This is a genomic window from Geodermatophilus chilensis (assembly GCF_002802985.1).
Taxonomy (GTDB): Bacteria; Actinomycetota; Actinomycetes; order Mycobacteriales; family Geodermatophilaceae; genus Geodermatophilus; species Geodermatophilus chilensis.
In genome coordinates this window covers 1-20859 of record NZ_NVPT01000053.1, presented here as the reverse complement: position 1 = coordinate 20859, position 20859 = coordinate 1, and the positions used below count along the sequence as shown (strand labels likewise).

At 76.0% G+C, this 20859-nt stretch carries 24 protein-coding genes; 11 read left to right on the top strand and 13 right to left on the bottom strand.

Annotated features, from left to right (window positions below; genetic code table 11):
* Positions 1 to 5 precede the first annotated feature (5 nt).
* Positions 6 to 1451 (bottom strand): bifunctional 3-(3-hydroxy-phenyl)propionate/3-hydroxycinnamic acid hydroxylase, encoded by a 1446-nt coding sequence (locus CNO22_RS11080; protein WP_100499422.1) that lies wholly within the window; start codon positions 1449 to 1451, stop codon positions 6 to 8.
* A 96-nt stretch (positions 1452 to 1547) separates the two neighbouring features.
* Here CNO22_RS11080 and CNO22_RS11075 point away from each other — a divergent pair, with 96 nt between their 5' ends.
* From CNO22_RS11075 to CNO22_RS11060, 4 genes are all read left to right on the top strand, one after another.
* Positions 1548 to 2708: an NDMA-dependent alcohol dehydrogenase gene (locus CNO22_RS11075; protein ID WP_332870064.1), complete on the top strand. Its 1161-nt coding sequence runs from the start codon at positions 1548 to 1550 to the stop codon at positions 2706 to 2708.
* A 154-nt stretch (positions 2709 to 2862) separates the two neighbouring features.
* Positions 2863 to 3756, top strand: a complete 894-nt coding sequence (locus CNO22_RS11070; protein ID WP_232806951.1) for an AAA family ATPase — start codon at positions 2863 to 2865, stop codon at positions 3754 to 3756.
* A gap of 77 nt (positions 3757 to 3833) precedes the next feature.
* Positions 3834 to 4769, top strand: a complete 936-nt coding sequence (locus tag CNO22_RS11065; protein ID WP_232806950.1) for a vWA domain-containing protein — start codon at positions 3834 to 3836, stop codon at positions 4767 to 4769.
* Between the two features lie 96 nt (positions 4770 to 4865).
* Positions 4866 to 5210, top strand: a complete 345-nt coding sequence (locus tag CNO22_RS11060; protein ID WP_100499420.1) for a hypothetical protein — start codon at positions 4866 to 4868, stop codon at positions 5208 to 5210.
* 26 nt (positions 5211 to 5236) lie between these two features.
* Here the strand turns inward: CNO22_RS11060 and CNO22_RS11055 are convergent, their stop codons facing one another.
* The 6 genes from CNO22_RS11055 to CNO22_RS11030 form a co-directional block, all read right to left on the bottom strand.
* A complete protein-coding gene (locus CNO22_RS11055) occupies positions 5237 to 5902 on the bottom strand; it encodes a hypothetical protein (protein WP_100499419.1) in 666 nt (221 codons plus the stop codon).
* A gap of 73 nt (positions 5903 to 5975) precedes the next feature.
* A complete protein-coding gene (locus CNO22_RS11050) occupies positions 5976 to 6152 on the bottom strand; it encodes a hypothetical protein (RefSeq protein ID WP_198588249.1) in 177 nt (58 codons plus the stop codon).
* 159 nt (positions 6153 to 6311) lie between these two features.
* Positions 6312 to 7433, bottom strand: a complete 1122-nt coding sequence (locus CNO22_RS11045) for an XdhC family protein (RefSeq protein ID WP_100499418.1) — start codon at positions 7431 to 7433, stop codon at positions 6312 to 6314.
* A gap of 86 nt (positions 7434 to 7519) precedes the next feature.
* The gene (locus CNO22_RS11040; protein ID WP_100499417.1) at positions 7520 to 8635 is read right to left on the bottom strand and encodes a vWA domain-containing protein; all 1116 of its coding nucleotides are present in this window, start codon (positions 8633 to 8635) and stop codon (positions 7520 to 7522) included.
* Positions 8625 to 9542, bottom strand: a complete 918-nt coding sequence (locus CNO22_RS11035; RefSeq protein WP_198588248.1) for an AAA family ATPase — start codon at positions 9540 to 9542, stop codon at positions 8625 to 8627. Before CNO22_RS11035 ends, CNO22_RS11040 begins: the two co-directional genes overlap by 11 nt.
* Positions 9543 to 9702: 160 nt before the next feature.
* Positions 9703 to 10614, bottom strand: coding sequence for a DUF2382 domain-containing protein (locus CNO22_RS11030; protein ID WP_100499416.1), 912 nt, complete (start codon positions 10612 to 10614; stop codon positions 9703 to 9705).
* A gap of 316 nt (positions 10615 to 10930) precedes the next feature.
* Between CNO22_RS11030 and CNO22_RS11025 the strand changes: the two genes are divergently transcribed.
* From CNO22_RS11025 to CNO22_RS11015, 3 genes are all read left to right on the top strand, one after another.
* A complete protein-coding gene (locus CNO22_RS11025; RefSeq protein WP_100499415.1) occupies positions 10931 to 11764 on the top strand; it encodes a DUF3097 domain-containing protein in 834 nt (277 codons plus the stop codon).
* 230 nt (positions 11765 to 11994) lie between these two features.
* Entirely contained in the window at positions 11995 to 12909 is a 915-nt protein-coding gene (locus tag CNO22_RS11020) for a hypothetical protein (RefSeq protein ID WP_100499414.1), read from the top strand.
* A 5-nt stretch (positions 12910 to 12914) separates the two neighbouring features.
* Positions 12915 to 13289: a GntR family transcriptional regulator gene (locus tag CNO22_RS11015; RefSeq protein ID WP_100499413.1), complete on the top strand. Its 375-nt coding sequence runs from the start codon at positions 12915 to 12917 to the stop codon at positions 13287 to 13289.
* A gap of 76 nt (positions 13290 to 13365) precedes the next feature.
* On the opposite strand, the gene CNO22_RS11010 is transcribed toward CNO22_RS11015, so the two are convergent.
* The 3 genes from CNO22_RS11010 to CNO22_RS11000 all read right to left on the bottom strand — a co-directional run bounded on the left by CNO22_RS11010 (position 13366) and on the right by CNO22_RS11000 (position 16723).
* The gene (locus tag CNO22_RS11010; protein ID WP_100499412.1) at positions 13366 to 14205 is read right to left on the bottom strand and encodes an aldo/keto reductase; all 840 of its coding nucleotides are present in this window, start codon (positions 14203 to 14205) and stop codon (positions 13366 to 13368) included.
* Between the two features lie 98 nt (positions 14206 to 14303).
* Complete coding sequence (locus tag CNO22_RS11005) at positions 14304 to 15485, bottom strand: GNAT family N-acetyltransferase (RefSeq protein WP_100499411.1); 1182 nt, start codon at positions 15483 to 15485, stop codon at positions 14304 to 14306.
* A complete protein-coding gene (locus CNO22_RS11000) occupies positions 15482 to 16723 on the bottom strand; it encodes an MFS transporter (protein WP_100499410.1) in 1242 nt (413 codons plus the stop codon). The genes CNO22_RS11005 and CNO22_RS11000 overlap by 4 nt, the downstream gene beginning before the upstream one ends.
* 250 nt (positions 16724 to 16973) lie before the next feature.
* Here CNO22_RS11000 and moaA point away from each other — a divergent pair, with 250 nt between their 5' ends.
* From moaA to CNO22_RS10980, 4 genes are all read left to right on the top strand, one after another.
* Positions 16974 to 18026 carry a GTP 3',8-cyclase MoaA gene (moaA, locus tag CNO22_RS10995; RefSeq protein WP_198588247.1) on the top strand — a complete coding sequence of 351 codons (1053 nt, stop codon included), beginning with the start codon at positions 16974 to 16976 and terminating at the stop codon, positions 18024 to 18026.
* Between the two features lie 3 nt (positions 18027 to 18029).
* Positions 18030 to 18296: a MoaD/ThiS family protein gene (locus CNO22_RS10990; RefSeq protein WP_100499409.1), complete on the top strand. Its 267-nt coding sequence runs from the start codon at positions 18030 to 18032 to the stop codon at positions 18294 to 18296.
* 83 nt (positions 18297 to 18379) lie between these two features.
* Positions 18380 to 18586 carry a hypothetical protein gene (locus CNO22_RS10985; protein ID WP_100499408.1) on the top strand — a complete coding sequence of 69 codons (207 nt, stop codon included), beginning with the start codon at positions 18380 to 18382 and terminating at the stop codon, positions 18584 to 18586.
* A gap of 61 nt (positions 18587 to 18647) precedes the next feature.
* Positions 18648 to 19142 (top strand): GAF domain-containing protein, encoded by a 495-nt coding sequence (locus CNO22_RS10980; RefSeq protein WP_100499407.1) that lies wholly within the window; start codon positions 18648 to 18650, stop codon positions 19140 to 19142.
* A gap of 197 nt (positions 19143 to 19339) precedes the next feature.
* Here the strand turns inward: CNO22_RS10980 and CNO22_RS10975 are convergent, their stop codons facing one another.
* The 3 genes from CNO22_RS10975 to CNO22_RS10965 all read right to left on the bottom strand — a co-directional run.
* Complete coding sequence (locus CNO22_RS10975; RefSeq protein WP_091223576.1) at positions 19340 to 19750, bottom strand: molybdenum cofactor biosynthesis protein MoaE; 411 nt, start codon at positions 19748 to 19750, stop codon at positions 19340 to 19342.
* The gene (locus CNO22_RS10970) at positions 19747 to 20328 is read right to left on the bottom strand and encodes a nucleotidyltransferase family protein (protein WP_100499406.1); all 582 of its coding nucleotides are present in this window, start codon (positions 20326 to 20328) and stop codon (positions 19747 to 19749) included. The genes CNO22_RS10975 and CNO22_RS10970 overlap by 4 nt, the downstream gene beginning before the upstream one ends.
* Before the next feature lie 13 nt (positions 20329 to 20341).
* Positions 20342 to 20859: TOBE domain-containing protein (locus CNO22_RS10965; RefSeq protein ID WP_157936907.1), on the bottom strand; the 518-nt coding region annotated here is incomplete at its 5' end.

Here is a 20859-nt window from a genome sequence, read left to right as displayed (position 1 = left end):
GCAGCTCAGGACGCCGAGCGCACGATCCGGTCCGGCCGGACGACGACGGCGCCCGCCCCAGCCCCGCGCAGCCACGCGGTGAGCGCGCCGGAGACATCGTCGACCACGACCTCGCGCCCGCCGTCCGGGCGCACCGCCAACCGCCCGGGGGCGAGCAGTCGCAGCCGCGCCGTCCCGGGGCCGAGGACGTCGTCCACCGACACCGTCCGGCCGTCGAGCACCACGGCGGCCCGCGGCAGCAGGGAACCCGCCAGCCGCCGTCCGGCACGCCCGCGGCGCACCACCAGCGGCCCGCGCCGCAGCGGCGGGGTGCGGCTGTCGGTGGCGAAACGGGCGACGGCGGGCACCCGGCCCACCCCCGCGAGCACCACGCGGCGCAGCACCGCGCCCCCGCGGCCGCCGCCGGTCACCATCCGGCCGAGCAGCAGCGCCAGCCGCACCATCGCCCGCGCGTGCGGCTCGCGCTCGGCCTGGTGGGTGTCGAGCAGCCGCTCGGGCGCCGTCCCGGCCAGGACGGCGGCCAGCTTCCAGGCCAACTGGTGGACGTCGCGCAGCCCGAGCCCCAGGCCCTGCCCGATGAACGGCGGGGTCAGGTGCGCGGCGTCCCCGGCGAGCAGCACCCGCCCCGACCGCCACCGGTCGGCCACCTGGGCCCGGTAGACGTACTCGGCGACCCGCTCCACCTCGGCGTCGGCCGCGCCCCACGGGGCCAGCAGCGCGGGCAGCCGGGCGGCCAGGTCGTCGTGGGTCTCGCCGGGCAGCAGGCGGAACTCGACGCGGTAGCGGTCCCCGGCCACCGGCATGGCGGTCGCCGCCCGGTGCGGATCGCAGACCTGGTGCACGCCGGGCCACAGCGGCAGCGGCCGGGCCGAGCGCAGGTCGGCCACCAGCCAGCGGTCGGACCGGCCGAGGTCGCGCATGCGGGCCCCGACCAGCCGCCGCACCGTGCTGTGCGCGCCGTCGCAGCCGAGCACCGCCGCGGCCCGCAGCCGCGAGCGCGTGCCGGAGGCCCGGTCGGCCACGGTCAGCGTCACCGCGCCGTCCTGCGCCAGGTCGACCAGCTCGCAGCCGGGGCGCAGCTCGACGGCCGGCTCCCGGCGGACGGCGGCCAGCAGCAGCTCCTCGAGGTCGGGCTGGGAGAACATCGACCCCTGCGGCCAGCCGTGCGGTCCGGACGACGACGCGCGGGCGAACTCGGCGAGCACCCGGTGGTGCCCGTCGAGCAGCCGCAGCCCCCGCATCGGGCGGCTGACCGCGAAGAAGCCGTCGGCCACGCCGGCGTCGGCGAGCGCGCGCAGGGCCTCGTCGTCCAGGTGCACCGCGCGGGGCCGGCCGTACGGCGCGGCCTGGCGTTCCAGCACGACGACCGCGAGCCCGCGACGGGCGAGCAGCAGCGCCGCCGTCAGCCCCACCGGCCCGGCGCCGACGACGACCACCGGGCTCTCCGTCACGGCGTCACTCTCCCAGCGGAGGCACCGGGGGTAGCAGCGACGTTGCACCCAGCTTCCCATCGGTGTGAGGGGCGTCATAACGTCCCGGCCACGGACATGCGCTGGTGCATGCCACAGACGAGGAGGTCTTGCGTGCCCGTCAACACCCGTGGAGCCATCTTGCGCTCCGCTCCCGGCAAGTGGGAGGTCACCGATCTGATCGCGGACGACCCGCGGCAGGGTGAACTGCAGGTCAAGCTGGCGGCGTCCGGCCTGTGCCACTCGGACGACCACATCGCCACCGGTGACATGCCGGTCGGCCACTACCCGTTCCTCGGCGGCCACGAGGGCGCCGGCGTCGTCACGGCCGTCGGCGCGGGTACGCCCGGGTTCAAGGAGGGCGACCACGTCGTCTTCTCGTTCCTGCCCGGCTGCGGCCGCTGCCGCTACTGCGCCAACGGCCAGCAGTACATCTGCGACTCCGGGGCCAACCTGCTCGTCGGCTCCCGGTGGGACGACGCGTCCAGCTTCCGCTTCCAGACCTCCGACGGCACGCCGGTCGGCCAGATGTGCGGCCTGGGCACCTTCGCCGAGGTGACGACGGTCGACGTCCGCTCGACGGTCAAGATCCCCGACGACATCCCGCTGGACGTCGCCTGCCTCGTCGGGTGTGGCGTCGGCACCGGCTGGGGCACTGCGGTCCAGGCCGGCGAGGTCAAGGCCGGCGACACGGTCATCGTCATGGGCATCGGTGGCATCGGCATCAACGCGGTCCAGGGCGCGGCGCACGCCGGGGCGAGCCACGTGATCGCCGTGGATCCGATCGCGTTCAAGCGCGAGAAGGCGATGGAACTGGGCGCCACCCACGCCTTCGAGAGCATCGAGGAAGCCGCCGAGTTCAGCCGCAGCGTCACCAACGGGCAGGGCGCCGACAAGGCGCTGATCACCGTCGGGGTGCTGAAGGGCGAGCACGTCGCCCAGGCGGTCGACGCGATCGGCAAGGGTGGGCGGGTCGTCATCACCGGCCTGGGCGACCTCACCGACGTCGGCATCCCGATCAACCCGAGCGTGCTCGCGCTGTTCACCAAGGAGATCCGCGGCGCGCTGTTCGGCGACCAGAACCCCAGCGCCGACATGCTCAAGATGCTGCGGCTCTACCAGGAGGGCAACCTCAAGCTCGACGAGCTGATCACCAACCGGTACACGCTCGACGAGGTCAACCAGGGCTACGAGGACCTCAAGGCCGGCAAGAACATCCGCGGCGTCATCGTCTACTAGAAGGACCCCCTTGCAGGGTCCCGCCGCGAGTTCGCGGCGGGACCCTGCAAGGGGCCACCCTGCCCCCAGCCGGGGCGGTTACAGCACGACACCGGGGCCGGGGCGTCCCTCCGCCGAGGGGCGCCCCGGTCGCGCGTGCACTCCGAGGAGGACCGTGAGCGCAGACGTCGCCGCCCAGCGACTCGACGGGGCCGGCATGGTGGGGGTGGCCCGGGAACGGGTCGTCGCGCGCCTGCGGGAGGCCGAGGTGGTCGCGGCCGCCCTCGCGGCCGGTCGCAACGTGCTGCTGGAGGGGCCGCCCGGCACCGGCAAGACCACGCTGCTGCGCGCGCTGGCCGACGGCGCGGGCGTGCCGTTGGTGCTGGTCGAGGGCAACGCGGAGCTCACGCCGACGCGGCTGGTCGGGCACCACGACGCCTCCCGGGTGCTCACCGAGGACTACCGCGCGGAGAACTTCGTCCCCGGCCCCCTCACCCGCGCGATGACCGACGGCGCCGTCCTCTACGTCGAGGAGTTCAACCGGGTGCCGGAGGAGACGATGAACGTGCTGCTCGGCGTCCTCTCCGAGCGGGAGATGCACGTGCCGCGCTACGGCCGGGTGACCGCGCGGCCGACCTTCCGCATGGTCGCGGCGATGAACCCGTTCGACGCCGTCGGCACCGCCCGCGTCACCCCGGCCCTCTACGACCGCTCCTGCCGGGTCGCCATGGGCTACCAGGACGAGGACGCCGAGCTCGCCGTCGTCGCCGCGGCCACCGGCGGTCCCGGGCCGCTCGTCGCCCGGGCGGTGCGCGCTGTGCGGATCACCCGGGAGCACCCCGACCTGCGCATCGGCGCCTCGGTCCGCGGCGCCATCGACACCGTGCTGATCGCGACGGAGCTGGCCGCCGTCCGCGGGCACGAGGGCGTGGGGGAGGCGACCGGCCTCGACGCCGCCCTGGCCGCCCTGACCGGCAAGGTCACCCTCGCCGACGGCACGGCCCGTTCCGTGGAGGACGTCGTCGCCGACATCTGGCGCCGGGCGGGTGAGGAACTGGGAAAAGCCTGACCGCCGACGAGGCGGAGCGCTCCCCCGCCGGCGCGCCGGCACCACCCCCGGGCGGGCGCCCGCCGCAGCCGGCCGCGGTGGAGGACCCCGGCGAGGTCGAGCAGCTGCTCCGCGAGCACGCCGCTCGCCGGGCCGGCCGCGACGAGCTGAGCCGCGCCCACCCCGACTTCGCCCAGGTCTCCCCGCAGGCCGGACAGCTCGACGAGCAGGCCGTGGCCGACCTCGCCGCGCGGGACCCCGAGGCCGCCGCCCGGCTGCTCACCGCGATGGGCCGGGCCTTCGACCCCGCCCTGCGCGCCGCCGCCCGGGCGCTGGCCACCCGGCTGCCGGTCGGGGCCCCGCGGACCGGCGTCCCCGACCGCCCGGGCACCCGGCGGGTGGTGACCCGCCGCGACGACACCGGCAGCGACGTCGACCTCGACGCCACCCTGGCCGCCCGCGGCGCCGAGCCGCACTGGCGGGCCGAACACGTGCGCACCCGCGGCTGGCGCTCCACGGGGCGGGCCTGCGTGCTGCTGGTCGACGCCTCCGGCTCGGTGGCCGGCGACGAGCTCGCGGTCGCGGTCCTGACCGCCTCCGCGCTGGCCCAGCGGATGCGCCCGGGCGACGAGCTCGCCGTGGTGGCGTTCTGGTCGCGGGCGGTCGTGCTGCGCCCGCTGTCGGCCGACCCGCGCACCGACGTCGTCGTCGACCGGCTGTTCGACCTCCACGGCGGGGGGACGACGGACCTCGACCTGGGCCTGCGCACCGCCGCCGCCCAGCTGACCCGCTCGCGCGCGGCCGCCCGCGACGTCCTGCTGCTCTCCGACGGGGTGCCGACCGAGAGCCCCGACCCGCTGCCGGCGGCCGCCGCGGTGGCCCGCGCCGGTGCGCGGCTGCACGTGCTGTCGCTGTCGGAGGAGCCGGAGTCGGTGGCCGGCTGCGCCGCGCTGGCCGCGGCGGGTGGGGGCCGGGTCGCCCGGCTGCTGCGGCCGGCGCAGGCCCCGGCCGCCGTCCGCGGCCTGCTGGACTGAGCCGGGACCAACCGATCTGGCCGGCGCGAGGCGCCGGCGACAGGCTCGACCCGTACTCCTCCCGGGCTCACCGGGAGCACACTGCGGAGGTCGGCCATGAGCACCGCGACCCTCGAGCGGACCAGCCTCACCCTCGACGACCCCGACCTGCTGCGCGCGACCCGCGCCGCGCTCGCCGACGCCGGACCGGTGGTGGTCCGGGTGACCGGCGCAGCCGCCCGGCGGGCCGCCACCGTCTTCCTGGGCGGTGACTTCCGGCTCTACGACGGGGTGCGGACCCCGTCGGACCCCGAGGCGCTGAGGGTCGTGCTGCAGCTCACCCGGCTGTCCGACCTCGCCCGGGTGATCGCCCTGGGCCGGGCCCGCGGCTGCCGGGTCGACGTCGAGTACGTCGACGAGGCCCGCGAGTTCCGCCTCGCGCTCGTCCCGCCGCCGGCCTGAGCCGCGGCCCTGCGCCGCCGGCCGGATCAGCCGCCGAGGTCGGCGAGGTCCAGCGGGTCCTCGGGAGCGGTGATCTCCTGCTCCTCGCCGAACTCGCTGAAGGTCAGCGTGCCCTGGTCCTCGCCGCTGGTGACCTCGAGCGGGTAGGGCTGGTCCTCACCGGCGACGACCAGGGAGCCACCGCCGTCGTTCTGCACGACCACGACCGGCTCGCCGTCGCGCTCGTCCTCGGTGACCTCCTGCTGGATCTCGCCGTCGCCCGGCGAGCGCAGCTCGTCGGCCAGGCCCTGCAGGGTCAGGTCCGCGAAGCCCGCGGCGGCCTCGGCCGGGACGACCACCCACCGGCCGTCGAGCGGGCCGGTGACCTCCTCCGGCAGGCCGGATGCGGTCCAGAAGTCGGCCGGCGCCTGCAGGTACAGCTGCCCGTCGACGGCGGCCAGCTGGACGTCCAGCCCGCTCATCGACAGGGTCCCGGCGAGGTCCTCGCCCTGCACCCGCAGGTCGACCTCGCCGGACTCGCCGTCCATCGCGACCTCGCCGCTGACGGCGGCCGACCCGGCCTCCTCCAGCGCGGTCGCCGCGCGGTCGGCCACCTCGGGCCCGCTCAGCTCCGTCATGCCGTTGCCGTCCGACCCGCACGCGCTCAGCAGCAGGGCGGACGTGCCCAGCACGGCCAGGGTCCGGATGCGCATGGCACTCCTCTCGTCCGGCGGACCAGACGTCCGGCCGGGGGGCGATCATCCGCCACCGGGTCGTCGCCGCCGGTCAGCGGGGGCCTCCGTGCCGGTGCACGGCCTCCCCGGCCCGCGCCGGGTGCAGCGGGACGGCGCTGGTCAGGACCGCGGGCCCCCGCCGCAGCGCGCCGTCCGACAGCGCGGCGCAGCGCACGCCACCGCGATTGCGCAGGGCGCGGTGCGCGCCCGGCGCGAGGACGACGTCCATGCAGGCGCAGGGATGCGCCGGCTGTCCGCCGCCGAGCAGCACCGGCCCGGGTGCGGGTCGAACAGCAGCGCGACGACCTCGACCCCGTACCGGTACGGAAGGGGAAGGACCCCCTCCTCCCCACCCCTCGCACGCTCGGGGCGGGACCCGGGAGGGGGCCTATCGCTCCGCCGTCCGGTGGATCGGGCCCTCGGTGCCGGTGAGCCGCTCCCCCGAGCCGCCCCAACGCCCGGCGATGACCTCGGCGGCGATCGAGATGGCCGTCTCCTCGGGGGTGCGGGCGCCGAGGTCCAGCCCGATCGGGGAGGACAGCCGGGCCAGCTCCTCCTTGGACAGCCCGGCCTCCTCCAGCCGGACCAGGCGCTCCTCGTGCGTGCGCCGCGAGCCCATCGCGCCGACGTAGGCGACCGGCAGCCGCAACGCGACCTCCAGCAGCGGGACGTCGAACTTCGGGTCGTGGGTGAGCACGCACAGCACGGTGCGCTCGTCGATCCGGCCGGCGTCGACCTCGGCCTGCAAGTAGCGGTGCGGCCACTCGACGACGACCTCGTGCGCGTCGGGGAAGCGCCTGGGCGTGGCGAAGACCGGGCGGGCGTCGCAGACGGTGACCCGGTAGCCGAGGAAGGCGCCGACCCGGGCGACCGCGGCGGCGAAGTCGATGGCGCCGAAGACGACCATGCGGGCAGCCGGCGCGAAGGCGTTGACGAACAGCGACAGGTCGTCGCCGCGGCGCTCGCCGTCGTGCCCGACGTGCAGCATCCCGGTGCGGCCGGCGGCCAGCATGCCGCGCGCGTCGTCGGTGACGGCGTCGTCCAGGCGCTGCAGGCCGAGGGTGCCGGAGCTGCGGTCGGGCCAGACGACCAGCCGCCGTCCCACCCGGTCGTCCGGCCCGGCCACGCAGGTGACGACGGCGACCGGCTCGTGCCGCGCCACCGACTCGGCCACCTCGCCGAGCTCGGGGAAGGACTCCCGCGACACCGCCTCGACGAAGACGTCGAGGATCCCGCCGCAGGTCAGCCCCACGGCGAAGGCGTCGTCGTCGCTGACGCCGTACCGCTCGAGGGTGGGGACGCCGGACTCGACGACGTCCTTGGCCTCCTCGTAGACCGCGCCCTCGACGCAACCGCCGGAGACGCTGCCGACAGCGGTGCCGTCGGGCCCGACGAGCATCGACGCGCCGGCCGGGCGCGGGGCGGAGCGCCAGGTGGCCACCACCGTGCCCATGCCGACGGTCTCCCCCGCCTGCCACCAGCCGACCAGGTCCTCGAGCACGTCACGCACGGCAGGGCTCCTTCCGTCGACAGCACGGTGGCCCCCCTGCAGGGCCCCGGCGCGAGCTTGCGAGCGGTGGGGGGCAGGGGGGTCCTTCACGCACGGGAGATGACCCCCGCGAGCTCCTGGAACGCCGCCAGGCTGTGCCCGGCGACGAAGTGGTCGACCGACGGCAGCGCCGCCTGCATCCCGGCGGTGAGCGGCTCGTAGCCCTCCCGGCCCTTGTGCGGGTTGACCCACACGACCGCGTGCGCCAGCCGCTGCAGCCGGGCCATCTGCTCGGCCAGCACGTCGGTGCCGCCGCGCTCCCAGCCGTCGCTGCACACGACGACGACCGCCCCGCGGGCGGTGCCGCGCTGGCCCCACCGGTCGAGGAACGCCTTGAGCACCTCGCCCAGGCGGGTGCCGCCAGACCAGTCGGGGATCGCCGAGCCGCTCGCGGCCAGCGCCTTGTCGGGGTCGCGGAGCCGCAGCTCGCGGGTCACCCGGGTCAGCCGCGTGCCGACGGTGAACACCTCGGTCGCCGCGGGGCGCGCCCGGACGGCGGCGTGCGCGAAGCGCAGCAGCGCGTCGGCGTAGGGGCTCATCGAGCCGGAGACGTCGACGAGCAGGACGACGCGGCGCGGCCGGGGGCGGGCCCGCCGGTGCAGCAGCCGGGTGACCTCGCCGCCGTCGTGCAGCGCGCGGCGCACCGTGCGGGAGGCGTGGACGGCGCCGTGGAGGTTGGGCCGGCGGCGGCGCGAGGGCCGCATCGGGGTGGCCGGGACCAGCAGGGCGAACAGCCGGCGCAGCTGCTCGCGCTCGGCACCGCTCAGCTGGGCGACGTCCCGGTGGCGCAGCACCTCGTCGGCGCTGGCCTGGCCGGCGAGCTCCGGCGGCGACTCGCCGTCCCCCTCGCTCGCCCCGGGGTCCAGCGGGGCGGTGGTGACCGTCCGCTGCCGCTGCTGCGCCGCCGGCGGCACCGGCCGCGGCGCCTCGCCGCCGAAGTAGGCGGCGAAGGCGGCGTCGTAGCGCTCCAGGTCGTCCGGGCCCGCGCACAGCGTCAGCCGGCCGCTCCAGTACACGTCGGTGGCGTCGAGGACGTCGAGCGCGGCGACGGCGGCCAGCATCGCCTCGACCCGGTCCGGGGAGGCGCCCACCCCGGCGACCCGGAGCGTGCGCGCGAAGCCCAGCACCGTGTCGACGACGTCCCGCTGCGACTCAGCCGCCACCGAAGAGCGCCCCCCGGGCCAGGGCGTGCACGCGGTCGGTGTCCTCCCGGTACTTGAGCACCGCGCCCAGCGTGCGCGCGGCGATGTCGGGGTCCAGCTCGCGCGCGCCGAGGGTGTGCAGCGCGGTCGCCCAGTCCATCGCCTCGGCGACGCCGGGCGGCTTGAGCAGGTCGAGGGTGCGCAACTTCGCCGTCGCGCGGGCCACCTCGCGGGCCAGCTGCTCGGTCACGTCGGGCAGCCGGCGGCGCAGGATCGCCACCTCGCGGTCGAAGTCCGGGTGCTGCAGCCAGTGGTAGAGGCAGCGCCGCTTCAGGGCGTCGTGCACCTCGCGGGTGCGGTTCGAGGTCAGCACGACCAGCGGTGGGGTGACGGCACGGACGGTGCCGAGCTCGGGGATCGAGATGGTGAAGTCGGAGAGGACCTCGAGCAGGAAGGCCTCGAACTCGTCGTCGGCGCGGTCGACCTCGTCGACCAGCAGCACGCTCGGGGAGTCCTCCAGCGCCTGCAGCAGCGGGCGGGCGAGCAGGAAGCGGCGGTCGTAGAGCGAGGCCTCCAGCGTCTCGGTGTCACCGGTGGCGTGGGCGGCCTCGGCGGCGCGCAGGTGCAGCAACTGCCGGCCGAAGTCCCAGTCGTAGAGCGCCTGGCTGGCCTCCAGGCCCTCGTAGCACTGCAGCCGGTACAGCGGCCGGCCCGTGACCCGCGCCAGCGCCTGGGCCAGCGCGGTCTTGCCGACGCCGGCCTCGCCCTCCAGGAACAGCGGGCGGTGCATGGCCAGGGCCAGGTAGGCGGCGGTCGCCAGGCCCTCGTCGGGGAGGTAGCCGGTGGCCTCGAGGGCCGCGGCGAGCTCGTCCGGCCCGCCGATCCCGCCGTCCGCGCCGGTCACCGGACGCACCGTGGTCTCGCTCACGTCCCGAGCATCCCACCCGACCTCCCGACGTGGCCCTGCCCGGTCGGGTGGTCCTGCCACCGGCCCGCAGACGGCAGATGGCCGACCGGGATCAGGTCCTCGGCCGGCCACCGCCGTCTGGTGCCCGGTCCTGCCGGGCGCAGCTGTCCGCGCGCTGCGGTCAGCGACCGATCTTGCCGTCGTTGTCGCGATCGAGGGCGGTGCCCTGGGCGTCGTCGACCTCGATCTCCTCCTTGCGGACGTCGGCCGCCACCCGCTCCTGCTCGGTGACGGTCTCCTTGTCCAGGCGGACCCGCTCGACCGGCACGGCCTCCTTCTCCACCACCGGGCGCTCGGCGTGGAGGGTGACCTCGTGCTCCTCCTCGGAGATCGCCGGGCCGTCCATGGCGTTGCCGATGTTGGCGTCGGTGATCGGCTCGCGCTCGACCCTGACCTCCTCGCGGAAGACCGGGACGGTCTCGGTCACGTTCTCGGTGACGACGTACTTGCGCAGCCGGGCCCGGCCGACCTCCTCGCTGCGGGTGCCCACGTTGAGCCGCTCCTCAGAGCGGGTCATCGCCTCGTCGGTGGTCGGACCGGAGGTGTCGTGGCCGACAGCACGGCCCTGCACGTCGTCGTAGCCGCCGTCACCGTCACGGTCGGTGCGGGCCGTCGTCCCGGCGGTGCCGGCCATCCCGGCGGTCCCGGTCGTGGTGGTGTCGGTGACCGTCGTGTCGCGGTCGACGCGGCCCACGGTGGTGTCGGTCATCGCCCCCTGGCCGGAGCCGAGGCCGTAGTAGCGGTAGAGCTCCTGCTCCTCCTGCGGCGACAGGTGCCCCTCGGTGTCGATCTTCGGGGCGTCCTTCACCTGCGCCTTGCTCACCGGTACGCGCAGGCCCTCGTCGGTGAGGTCGGCGTCCCGGATCGGGACGAAGGACTCCTTGGTGCCGAACAGGCCGGTGCGCACCGTGACCCACTCCGGCTGGCCGCTCTCGTCGTCGAGGTAGACCTCCGAGGCCGAGCCGATCTTGTCACCGCTCTGGTCGTAGACGTCCTTGCCGATCACACGGCTGATGGCTTCAGTGCCGATCATGGTGGCTGTCGCTCCCATCTGAGCTGGGTGTGTTCCTGTCGATCACAGGGGTGTCCGCCCCGCGGATCACGAAACGGCCACAACTGCAGCGACACGCCCGGAATGACCGTGGAGTCACTAGACCTGGCTGTCCGTCTCGGCCACCCGAGACGTCCGCCCAGGTCGGGCCGGGGCAACAGGGGGTGTTGCCGGAGACGGAGCCGACGCGACATCTCGTGACATGTGGTGACGTCGGACTTCCCGGGCGTGTCGAACATGACCGGCGCCCGGCGCGTCGCCCCCGCGGTCCGCGGGGCCACTGCCCATCCTGGAGGGCGTGCCTCCCCGCTCGCCCTACGACAACCTGGTCCACCCGCGCACCGTCAAGACGCCGAGCCCCCAGGTCGAGGCCGAGCGCGACCTGGTCGTCGAGGACCCGAGCTCCGGGTTCGTGGGCGCCGTCGTGCGCTGCGAGAAGGACGTCGTCCACCTCGAGGACCGGTTCGGGAAGGTGCGCGCCTACCCGCTCGGGCCGGGCTTCTGGGTCGACGGCCGGCCGGTCGTGCTGGTGCGGCCGAAGCCGCAGGCGCCGGCCACGCCCACGCGCAGTGCGTCGGGCTCGACCTACGTCGCCGGCGCCCGTGCCCGCGTCGCCCGCGAGGGACGCATCTACGTCGAGGGCAAGCACGACGCCGAGCTCGTCGAGAAGGTCTGGGGCCACGACCTGCGCATCGAGGGCGTCGTCGTCGAGCCGCTGCACGGCGTCGACGACCTGCCCGGCATCGTGCGCGAGTTCCGCCCGTCGTCCGGACGGCGGCTCGGCGTGCTGGTCGACCACCTGGTGACCGGCTCGAAGGAGTCCCGCATCGCCGCTGAGGTCATGAGGACGGGGTCCGGGGCCCCCGGCGAGCACTCGCTCGTCGTCGGGCACCCGTTCATCGACATCTGGCAGGCCGTCAAGCCCTCCGTCGTCGGGATCCGGGCGTGGCCCACGGTGCCCAAGGGCGAGTCGTGGAAGGACGGCGTCTGCCGCCGGCTGGGCTGGGAGGACGACACCGGCTACGTCTGGGCCCAGCGCATCCTCGCGCGGGTGCGCACCTGGACCGACCTGGAACCCGCGTTGATCGGCCGCGTCGAGGAGCTGATCGACTTCGTGACGGAGGCACCGTGATCCTCCGGATGACACCGCGACGTGCTGCGCGCGGTCGCCGCTGAAGCCAGGACCCCGCGGTGTCGTCGCTCGTGACGCGCTGTACCGCGCGCTGGGCGCACACAGGGTGTCCTGCGTCCCCGGGGCTGACGGCACCGCCGTTCCGCGCACCTGCACGGCCCTTGTGCCGACGGAGCCGGCCTGCCATTGTCTCAATCCTTTGAGTCAATGAGCCAGAACGGGGTGCCGTCGTGAGCGTGCTCCTGCTGCTGCCGGTCCTCGCCGGGATGGCCGCGCTGGTCGTCACCGGTGCCGTGCGGCGCTCGCCGCCGAGCCGCGAGCACGCCGTCGCCGCCGCGCGGGCACACGCGCGGCTCGGCTCCGCGGCCGCCGTCGTCCTCGGCGGGGCCGCGGCGCTGTGGGTCGGCACCGCCCGGCTCGAGGGCGCCACCGGGGCGGGGGACCTGGGGGTCACCGCGCTCCTGGTGCCGATCGCCTTCGGCGTCGTGCACACCGCGGTCCTGGGCGTCGCCGAGCTGACCTGGCCCCGCCCCGAGGGCGCGGTGCGCCGGGCGCGGCTGGCCCGGCGGGGACTGCTGGACCCCGTCCCCCGCTGGCTGGTCCGGACGGCGGCCGTCGCTGCTGTCGCCGCCGTCGTCACCCTCGCGGGGGGCGCGCTGCTCGCCGGCCCGGACGGTCGCAGCCTCGTCCTCGAGGGGCCGTCCTACTCGGCGACCGCGAGCCCCTTCGCCGGTCCCGTCTACGGCCGGCCCACGGCGCTCGGGCTGCTGCTGCTCGCCGCCCTCACGATCGGGGCCCTGTGGGTGGTGGCCAACCGGCCCGCCGTCGTCACCGCGGACGACCGGATCGAGGCGGCGCTGCGCCGCGCCTCGGCCCACCGGGTCCTGCGCGGAGCGGTCGCCGTGACCCTGGTGGTGGCCGGCGGCCTGCTCGCCGTCAGCGGGCTGACGGCCCGCTCGGCCGCCATGGGCGTCGCGGAGACCGCCGAGGCCAACGGCCTGCCCGTGGTCACGGCCGCGACCGTCCTGCCGTGGGCGGGCGGCGCACTGGGCCTGGCCGGCTTGGCCGCGCTGCTGGCGGCCGCGGTGGTGCTCTGCGTCCGCGCTCCGGGCGTGCCGGCCGACGCGCCCGCCGTCCCGGCCTGAGCGCGATGACGCTCGACATCACCGTCGACGTCCGGGCCGCCACGCCGCCGTACGAGCAGATCCGCAGCCAGATCGCCGCCTACGTCGACGCCGGGCTGCTCGCCGAGGGCACCCGGCTGCCCACGATGCGCGCGCTCGCCGCCGACCTCGGCGTCGCCACCGGGACGGTGGCCCGCGCCTACGCCGAGCTGGAGGCCGCGGGGTTCGTGGCCGGCCGGCGGCGCACCGGGACCGTCGTCACCGGCCGGAGGCCCACGGCGCCCGCCGAGGACCGGCTCCACGCCCTCGCCGCCGACCTCGTCGTCCGGGCCCGCGCGGCCGGAGTGGACGACGAGGGGATCCTGCGCATCGTGCGCGCCGCCCTTCTCCACGCCGGCTGACGACGATCATGGCGCCGCGACCACTCCGGCGGTCCGGGAGGTGGTCACGGCGCCATGATCGCGCTGAGGGGGCGCCTCAGCCGGGGATGTAGTTGAAGGTGTCCGGGTCGGGACCGGTGCGCTCGCCGCGGTCCAGGGCGGTGAGCGTGGCCATGTCGTCGGTGCCGAGCTCGAAGTCGAACAGCTCGAAGTTCTGCTGCATGCGCTCGCGGGAGACCGACTTGGGGAAGACGACGTCGCCGCGCTGCACGTGCCAGCGCAGCACGACCTGCGCCGGCGTCCGGCCGTAGCGCTCGGCCACCCGCTGCACGACCGGGTCGCCGAGCACCTTGCCCTGCGCGATCGGCGACCAGGCCTCGGTGACGATCTCGTGGTCGGCGTCGAAGGCGCGCAGCTCCTCCTGCGTGAGGTAGGGGTGCACCTCGATCTGGTTGACCGCCGGGCGCACCTCCGTCTCGGAGAACAGCCGGCGCAGGTGGTGGGCCTGGAAGTTGGAGACGCCGATCGACCGGCACCGGCCGCTGGCGTAGATCTCCTCCATCGCCTTCCAGGTCTCGACGAAGTCCACGTCGATCCCCGGCAGCGGCCAGTGGATGAGGAAGAGGTCGAGGTACTCGACGCCGAGGTCGGCCAGCGACTGGTCGAAGGCGCGCAGCGCGTCGTCCCGGCGGTGGAAGCCGTTGTTCAGCTTGCTGGTCACGAAGACCTCGCCGCGGTCGATGCCCGACCGCGCGACGGCCTCGCCGACGCCCTTCTCATTGCCGTACATCTCGGCGGTGTCGATGTGCCGGTAGCCGATCTCCAGGGCGGTGGAGACCACCTCGGCGGTGTCCTCCGGCGGGACCTGGTAGACGCCGAACCCCAGCTGGGGGATCTCGACGCCGTTGTTGAGTCGGATCGTGGGCACGGTGGCCACGCGGGCTCCTCTCGCTGACGGATGGGGCGCCGCGCACTCATGGGGCGCGCAGCCTGCCGACAGACCGCCTATCCGGGAGCCCCGCGCTCAACCCGTCGTCAGAAGTAGTCGAGCAGCTGGGCCGGGGGCCCGGAGGCGAGCAGGTCCAGCGCGGCCGGGTCGCCGGGGCCCGACACCAGCCCGGCCAGCGCCGCGGCCCTCCCGGTGGTGACGCCGCAGTAGAGCTGTGCGAACCCGCGGACGTCGAGGAGCAGCGCCGGCTCCCGGTCCGGACGGCGCAGCTCCCCGGCGCCGTCGGCGAGCTCCAGCTCCCACGGCCCGGTGTTCGGCGCCACGACCGGGTCGAGCAGCGTGAACGCCACCCGCCCGCGCACGTGCCCCGGCCAGCCGCGGTCGGCGACGGCACGCACCACGTCGACCGGCCGGTGCATGAACACGGCCCCGGGACCCTCCGGCGAGCGCTCGAGCGGCAGCACCCCCGCCACCGCGTCGCCGGCCAGCAGCGGCAGCCGGACGGTGCGGGTCACGGTCCGCCAGCCGGCCAGCACGCCGACCAGCGCCCGCGCCGCCTCGGCGGTGACCGCGAGCGCCTGGTGCACGGTCAGCCGCGCCTCGGGCCCGTAGCCGGTGCCGCGCTCGTACACCAGGACGCCGGTGGGGACGCCGTCCTGCTCGGCGACCGTGACGCCGTCCACCCCGCCGGGCCACCGGCCCTGGTGCGGCAGGTCGAAGAGGCCGCCGCGGCGGGTGAGCAGCCCGGCGCGGGGCCGGGCGAGGGTCTCGTAGAGCGTGTCGACCACGGCCAGGTCGGCCGGCTCGCCCGGGCGCACCCGCACGCCGGGCGCCGGGTCCGACGGCAGCGCGGCGGTGTCCAGCTCCGCCCGCTGCAGCGCGCCCACGACCTCCCACCCGAGCCGCCGGTAGGCCGCCGAGACGGTCGGGACGAGCGCGCTGACCGCGGCGCCCCGCTCGCGCCCGCGGGCCAGCAGGTCGGTGAGCAGCGCCCGGGCCACCCCGCCGCCGCGGTGCTCCGGCAGGACGGAGACCCCGCCGACGTCCGCCGTCGCGAGCCTCCGGCCGCCCCACCACTGCTCGTGGCCGGTGTCGGTGGCCTTGCCGACCAGCCGGCCGCGCTCGTCGAAGGCGCCCAGCCGCAGCAGCCCGGGCAGCGGCCGCAGGGCCCACTCCGGCGCCGTCGCCGGGCCACCGAAGGCCACCCGGCCCAGCTCCCACGCGGCGGGCAGCTCCTCGTCGGCCAGCGGCCGGACGGTGACCGTCACGCGGTCTCCCGGGCCAGGTCGGCGCGCACGGGCGCGGTGCGGGCCCGCAGCAGCGGAGCCCCGGCCAGCGCGAGCAGCGCCGCGAGCGCCGCGGCCCCCGCCGGGACGGCGAACGCCGACTCCGCCCCCCAGGCGTCGACGGCGGCGCCGGCCAGCGCGGACCCGGCCGTGACGCCGAGGGTGAGCCCGGTGATGGTCCACGACAGGGCCTCGGTGAGCGCGGTGCGCGGGACCCGCGACTCCACCAGTGAGGTGCCCGAGACCAGCACCGGCGCGATCGTGGTGCCGGCGAGGAAGCCCGCGGCCACCAGCACCGTCAGCGAGCCGACGTCCCACAGCACCTGCGCGGCCAGGCCGAAGGCGACGGCGGTGACCAGGAAGCGGGCGCTCAGCGTCCCGGGCAGCCGGGCGACGCCGTAGACCAGGCCGGCGACGAGGCTGCCCAACGCGTAGACGGCCAGCGCCACCCCGGCGAGCGCCGGCGCGTCCTGCTCGTCGGCGAACCCCACGACGACGACGTCCATCGCCCCGAACACGGTGCCGACCGCGGCGTAGGTGACGGCGACGACCAGCACCGTCGCGTTGAGCGCGGCCCACCGGCGGGACGGCGCGCCGGGGTCGGACGGCTGGACGGCGGGCTCGGTGGCGCGCTGCCGCGCCAACCAGAGGCCGCCGACACCACCGAGCGTGATGCCGGTGAGGAAGCCGACCGGCGGGGCGACCAGCGTGGCCAGCAGCGTCACCAGCGGCGGGCCGACGACGAAGACGACCTCGTCGACCACGGCCTCGAGGGCGAAGGCGGTCTGCCGGCGGCCCGGCTCGGTGAGCGCCTCGGCCCAGCGGGCGCGCACCAGCGACCCGATGTTGGGCCCGCTCGCCCCGCACAGCGCGGCCAGCACGAACCAGCTCCAGCGCGGCGCACCGAGGGTGACCGCGGCGACGAAGCCGTAGCCGCAGAGCACGTAGCCGGCCATCGCCCAGCGCAGGACCGTGCCCTGGCCGCGACGGTCCATGGCGTGGGCCCACTGGGGGCTGGCGACCGAGAAGCTCAGCGCCAGCGTGCCGGAGACCGCGCCGGCCAGCCCGTAGCTGCCGGTCTCGCCGGCGACGAGCAGGACGGCGCCCAGGCTGAGCATGGGGATGGGGAGCCGGGCGACCCACCCGGCGAAGGAGAACGCCAGCGAGCCGGGGACGGCGAAGAGGCGGGCGTAGGGACCGAACACGGTGCGGGGTGACACGGGACGTCTCGCGCTTCCTGGCCACAGGCGAGTGCGGGGCTGCCCGCCGGTCTCTCGGGTGGCCTCGCGACCGTAGCAACGGACCCCGGCGCCCCGCCGTCGATTTCCGCGGAAAGCGCCGCCGCCGTCGCGCGTGCAGCTGCCCGGCCCGGCCAGGCGCAGGGCCGGGTGCAGGGCTCGGTCCCGGTGCCGCCGGCACCCGCCGTTCGGGCAGGGGCACATCGACACCCCCGCGCACTACATTCGGGGCGTGACCTCGACCAGCCCGCTCCCGGACCCGGTGGTCCGCCGTCCGGACCCCGCCCCCGGCACCGGTGGGCTGGTGGACCGGCACGGCCGGGTCGCGACCGACCTGCGGGTGTCGCTGACCGACCGGTGCAACCTGCGCTGCACCTACTGCATGCCGCCCGAGGGGCTGGACTGGCTGCCCAAGGTCGAGGTGCTCACCGACGACGAGATCGCCCGGCTGGTCCGCATCGGCGTCGAGCAGCTGGGCATCCGCGAGGTCCGCTTCACCGGCGGCGAGCCGCTGCTGCGCCCCGGCCTGGTCGGCATCGTGGCCGCCGCCACCGCGCTCGAGCCGCGGCCCGAGGTCAGCCTCACCACGAACGCGATCGGCCTGGCCCGGGTCGCCCCGGCGCTGGCCGAGGCGGGGCTGGACCGGATCAACGTCAGCCTCGACACCCTCGACCGCGACCGGTTCAAGCAGCTCACCCACCGCGACCGGCTCGACGACGTCCTCGCCGGCCTGGCGGCCGCCCAGCGCGCCGGACTGACCCCGGTGAAGGTCAACGCCGTCCTGCTGCGCGGGATGAACGAGCAGGACGCCGTCCCGCTGCTGGACTTCTGCCTGGAGCACGGCTACCAGCTGCGCTTCATCGAGCAGATGCCGCTCGACGCCCACCACGCCTGGACCCGCGGCGAGATGGTCACCGCCGAGGACATCCTCGAGCGGCTCTCGGCCGCGCACACCCTCACCCCGGACACCGAGGAGCGCGGCTCCGCCCCGGCCGAGCGCTGGCTGGTGGACGGCGGCCCGGCGACCGTCGGCGTCATCGCCTCGGTGACCCGCTCGTTCTGCGGCACCTGCGACCGAACCCGGCTGACCGCCGACGGACAGGTCCGCAACTGCCTGTTCGCCCGCGAGGAGTCCGACCTGCGGACGCCGCTGCGCGAGGGGGCCACCGACGCCGAGCTGGCCGACCGCTGGCGGATCGCCACCCTCTCGAAGCTGCCCGGGCACGGGATCGACGACCCGAGCTTCCTGCAGCCGTCGCGGCCGATGTCGGCGATCGGGGGCTGAGGCGTGTCGACCACCCACCCCGCCACCCCGACGGTCACCGTCCGGTACTTCGCCGGAGCGCGCGCCGCCGCCGGCGTGGAGAGCGAGACCCGCGAGGCCGGCACCCTCCAGGAGCTCGTCGGGCAGATCGTGGACACCCACGGCGAGCGGCTGGAGAAGGTGCTCACCGCCTGCTCGTTCCTGGTCGACGGCACGCAGACGCGGGACCGGTCGCTGCAGTTGCAGCCGGGGGCGGTCGTCGACGTGCTGCCTCCCTTCGCGGGCGGCTGACAAGGCCCCCCAACTCGCGAGCTCGCGGCGGGACCCTGCACGGGGGCCGCCCGTCCTGCTCACGTCCGTCGGAGAATGGGCGCATGAGCATCTGGGACAGGGCGAAGGCCAAGGTCGAGGAGATGGTGGGTCGCGCCGAGGAGGTGTACGGCGAGTCCCACGGGGACGCCGCGGCACAGCTGCACGGCGAGGCCCACCGCCTCGAGGGCGAGGCCGAGGTCGAGGCCGCCGAGCACGAGGCGGTCGCCGAGGACGCCCGGCGGGACGACGGCGGCAGCCGGACCCACTGACCGCCGTCCCCGGCGGACCACGCGGGACTACGCGGTACCGCCCGTGGGCACACGGAGGGGTATGCGAGCCAGCGCGGGGATCGGGGACGTCGCGCCCTGGCAGGACTTCGCCGGGGCCGCCTGTGGCGCTCTGGAGTTCCTCCACCAGCAGCTGGGCTGGGACGTCTGGAGCGTCACCCGGGTGGTCGGCGACCACCAGGTCGTCGTGCACGCCCATCCGGCTGCGACGTTGCCCCCCGGGACGTCGCTGCCGTGGGCGGAGAGCTACTGCCGGCTGATGGTGACCGGCGCGGGACCGCGGGCCGCCACGGTGACCGCCGCCGTGCCGGAGTACGCGGCGCTGGCGGCCCGGCCCGGCCCGCGGGCGGCGGCCTACCTCGGCGTCCCGCTGGTGACGGCGGACGGCGAGCTGTTCGGCACCGTCTGCGCGATCGGTTTCCGGGCCCGGCCGCGCAGCGCCGCCAAGGACCTGCCGCTGGTCGAGCTGGTCGCGCGCATGCTGAGCACCCTGATGGCCGCGGGCATGTCGCCGCCGGACCCGATCCGGCGCGACTGAGCGGCCGCGGTCGCGCTGCGCGTCGGGACCGCCGCACAGTGCACCGCCGCCCCGGCGTCCTGCGGACGAGGGCTGCCCGACGGCGGCCGCGCGCGCCAGGCTGGGCGTCGAACGGCCTCCGGGCCGTCGGCGCCACGAAGATCGTCGAGGCGCGGCTGGTCCCGCGGCCCCGCCGAGGGTGGGCGACACGGGCCCCGTCAGGGGCAGGCCACCCACTCCTCGTCGCCGTCGGTGAAGACCTGCCGCTTCCAGATCGGCAGCCGCTCCTTCACCAGGTCGACGAGCTCGGCGCAGGCGGCGAAGGCCTGGCCGCGGTGCGAGGAGCTGACCGCGCAGGCCAGCGCGACGTCGCCGATGCCGAGCATGCCGACGCGGTGCGAGACGGCGACGGCGTGCACGTCGGGACGGGCGGCGAACTCCTCGGCCAGCTCGACGATCACCTGCTCGGCGGTCGGGTGGCCCACGTACTCCAGCTCGGTGACCGAGCGGCCGCCGTCGTGGTCGCGGACCACGCCGGCGAAGGAGACGACCGCGCCGGCGGCCTTGTCCGCGACGGCGTCCTCGTGCTCGGCGACGGAGAGCGGTGCGTCGACGACCCGGGCGATCACGGCGCCGACGGTACCCCGCCGGGCGGCACGTCGAGGTCGGTCGGATCGGCCAGCCCGGTGCAGTCGACCTCGGTCACGGCGCGGCCGGCGAGGTAGCGGCGCGCGCCCTCGTCGCCGGTGGCGGTCCCGGCGACCCCGGCCCAGTGCTCGCGGCCCAGCAGCACCGGGTGCCCGCGGACGCCGTCGTAGGTGGCGGTGGCCAGCGCGTCCGGTGCGGCGTGGTCGGCCAGGGCCCGCAGTGCGTCCGGCGTCATCCCCGGCATGTCCACCAGCGTGACGAGCACGGCGTCGATGCGCCCGGGCCAGCCGCGCAGCCCGTCGAGCCCCGTCCGCAGCGAGGACGCCATCCCGGTCTCCCAGTCGCGGTTGGCCAGGACGGTGGCGCCGTCGAGGTCCGCCGTCCGCCAGACGTCGACCGCCTGCGCCCCGAGGACGACGAGCACCGGGTCGCACACCGCCCGCGCCGTCCGCACCGCCCGCTCCACCAGCAGGCTGCCCTCGTACTCGACCAGCGCCTTGGGCATGCCGTAGCGGCGCCCACCGCCCGCGGCGAGGACCAGTCCCGCGACTCCGCTCATGGGCGCCACCCTCTCAACGCGCGTACACGGCGACGTCGGAGGCCTTGACCGAGGCCCAGACCGGCGTGCCCGGGGCCAGGCCCAGCTCGGCGAAGGCGGTCGCGGTGACGTCGGCGACCAGCGACACCTCGCCGTCGAGTTCGCAGCGCACCGTCGACCCGTGCGGCGTGGCCGACACCAGCCGGGCCGGCCAGACGTTGCGCGGGCTGCCCTCGGGCCGGGCGGTCCAGAGCGCCACGGACTCGGGGCGGACGGCGACGAACACCGGGCCCGCCGTCTCCTCGGCCACCGCGACGCGGCCGCCGCCGTCCAGCCGCACCGTCGTCCCCTCGCCGGTGCCCGGCAGCAGTGCCAGGCCGACCAGCCGGGCGACGTAGTCGGTGCGCGGGTGACGGCTGACGTCGCCCGGCGTCCCGGCCTGCACGACCCGGCCCTCCTCGACGACGACGACCCGGTCGGCCAGCGCCATCGCGTCGACCGGGTCGTGGGTGACCAGCACGGTGCTGCCGGGAAAGTCGGCGAGGTGGCGGC

Excerpts from the sequence above, each read along its gene's own strand:
- CNO22_RS11075 (WP_332870064.1), top strand. The coding sequence starts at position 1,548 with ATGCGCTGGTGCATGCCACAGACGAGGAGGTCTTGCGTGCCCGTCAAC.
- CNO22_RS11060 (WP_100499420.1), top strand. The coding sequence starts at position 4,866 with ATGAGCACCGCGACCCTCGAGCGGACCAGCCTCACCCTCGACGACCCC.
- CNO22_RS11055 (WP_100499419.1), bottom strand. The coding sequence starts at position 5,902 with ATGCGCATCCGGACCCTGGCCGTGCTGGGCACGTCCGCCCTGCTGCTG.
- CNO22_RS11050 (WP_198588249.1), bottom strand. The coding sequence starts at position 6,152 with ATGGACGTCGTCCTCGCGCCGGGCGCGCACCGCGCCCTGCGCAATCGC.
- CNO22_RS11030 (WP_100499416.1), bottom strand. The coding sequence starts at position 10,614 with ATGATCGGCACTGAAGCCATCAGCCGTGTGATCGGCAAGGACGTCTAC.
- CNO22_RS11015 (WP_100499413.1), top strand. The coding sequence starts at position 12,915 with ATGACGCTCGACATCACCGTCGACGTCCGGGCCGCCACGCCGCCGTAC.
- CNO22_RS10985 (WP_100499408.1), top strand. The coding sequence starts at position 18,380 with ATGAGCATCTGGGACAGGGCGAAGGCCAAGGTCGAGGAGATGGTGGGT.
- CNO22_RS10980 (WP_100499407.1), top strand. The coding sequence starts at position 18,648 with ATGCGAGCCAGCGCGGGGATCGGGGACGTCGCGCCCTGGCAGGACTTC.
- CNO22_RS10970 (WP_100499406.1), bottom strand. The coding sequence starts at position 20,328 with ATGAGCGGAGTCGCGGGACTGGTCCTCGCCGCGGGCGGTGGGCGCCGC.